The 1,463-nt window shown below is 54.6% G+C and carries 1 protein-coding gene; it reads left to right on the top strand.

Features of this window, described 5'->3' with window-relative positions; translation table 11 throughout:
* Positions 1-489: 489 nt before the first annotated feature.
* Positions 490-771, top strand: coding sequence for a hypothetical protein (locus V6D20_04835; GenBank protein HEY9815118.1), 282 nt, complete (start codon positions 490-492; stop codon positions 769-771).
* The last annotated feature ends 692 nt before the right edge of the window (positions 772-1,463 follow it).

Raw genomic sequence — 1,463 nt, 5'->3', positions numbered from 1 at the left:
AGATCTCGGCTCCACCCTTGAAAGTGCCTTCAGCTATGCATGGAGATCAGACGGAATACGCATCCTGGTCTTTGTGACAGCGGCCCAAGGTCAGGTAAAGGGTCCTATGTGGCGAGCCTTTTTTAACTCCTGAGATAGATAATGCCACGGCGGTGTATGAGAGGCTGGAGCCATTGCAGCAAGGGGCGGGGTTTCACTTCTATGCCGCGGCCCTCCACGCCCGCAATGCTGAGCTGGCAGTCCTGGCTAGCCGCCTGGGGGGCCGCCTGGAGGCTTTGCCTAGCCCACTGGACCTTCGTCACTTCCTGGAAGGTATTCTCAGCTGCCCATGCTTTGTAGATATCCAACCAGTCATGAGCGACTTAACCTTTTCGTACTGCGATGCTCAGACCTCGACCCTGCTCCTCCCCAACACGCTGACGGAGTCCTACTTTCCCCTACTGGTATGCCGGTCCTCTGAGACAAAAGGAAAGAGGAAAAGAAATCGTAGTGGGTGGCTCGCTAGTGCCTAGCAATCGCTATTGTCGCCCCCTGGATACGAACCCCAACACAGTGACAGTGCAGATTGAGAGCAGTCAGTCGCGTTATGTGGCATCCTTTGCCAAGAACCTCACTACGCCCTCTATGCCCTTGGAGCGTGCCTATGCCTTCTTCTACCTGAAGCAACAACTAGAGGAAGCCTGGCGGAGGTGTGTCTATCGTAACAGTTGCCTCACTCTGCAGAAGCGTTGTGAGGGACTTTCCAGCCTATCCTGTCGAGGCACTCGCTGAAGAGTTTGCAGTTCGTTACGGCTTTGTCACTCCTCTTACCTCTATGGTTCTTGAAGTCCCAGTAGATGATAATTCGACTCAGACTACGTCATGGAATTGGTAAGTTTCCCTCCTCGTTCCTTGCACTTCTTGCTAAATTCTAGGGAATTCTGGTGGCCGTCGTACCTGGTTAGTGGGCGACCCCAAGTGGGTGCCCCACAAGTTGTTGCCCTCCCCACCTTCCCTACAGCCCCCAGGAAGTTTTTTAGCTCTCCTACGCCATTGGCAAGTCCAACAGCAGTACCCACTGTTGCCAACGTCAGCCTTACTCTCGGCTCCACCCCGAGCGCTATTCCTCTCCTCACATACCAAGCCCTAGCAACCCAAGTGGCAACTTATCTCCCTCCTTCCTCCAGTCCGGCACCGGTGGTTTCCTCTGGTTCCCTGGCTGGTTCTGCTTCTGTTGCTGCTCCCAGTGCTACTGGGGGCAATCCCGGACCTACTGGGGACTGCGAGACTGATGAGGACTGCCCCGCGGGCCAGCAATGTGATAACGAGCAAATGGGTAAGTCTTAGCCCCCATCCTAACCCCTAACTTAATTCTACTCTAGCCCTAACCCTTACCCTAACCTGACCCTCGCCGTACCTAACCCTAACCCCTTAGCTTGCTTTGCCACGGATCAATCGTCGACGCTACTAGTCAACAATTTGGC

Source organism: Candidatus Obscuribacterales bacterium (assembly GCA_036703605.1).
In the GTDB taxonomy this organism is placed as follows: Bacteria; Cyanobacteriota; Cyanobacteriia; order RECH01; family RECH01; genus RECH01.
Note: the sequence above shows the minus strand (reverse complement) of the source record. Positions and strands in the feature narration are given on the sequence as shown.